Source organism: Mesorhizobium sp. WSM4845, from assembly GCF_055811455.1.
Genome location: NZ_JBVVQA010000110.1, coordinates 123 through 393 on the forward strand (window position 1 = coordinate 123; position 271 = coordinate 393).

Genomic DNA, 271 nt, shown 5'->3' on the forward strand with positions numbered 1-271 from the left:
TCCTGCTCGGCGGCGGGCTGCTCCTTGGCCTTCGGCTTCTCAGGCTTGGCCGCCTGTTCGGGCTCGGCCTGCTCCTGTTCGGCGGCGGGCCGCTCCTCGGCCTTCGGCTTCTCAGGCTTGGCCGCCTTTTCCGGCTCGGCCTGCTCCTGCTCGGCGGCGGGCTGCTCCTTGGCCTTCGGCTTCTCAGGCTTGGCCGCCTGTTCGGGCTCGGCCTGCTCCTGCTCGGCGGCGGGCTGCTCCTTGGCCTTCGGCTTCTCAGGCTTGGCCGCCT

The 271-nt window shown here is 72.0% G+C and carries 1 pseudogene; it reads right to left on the reverse strand.

Annotated features, from left to right (window positions below):
* Nucleotides 1-271: pseudogene (locus AC0L2C_RS34225) on the reverse strand (OmpA family protein); the annotation flags it as partial.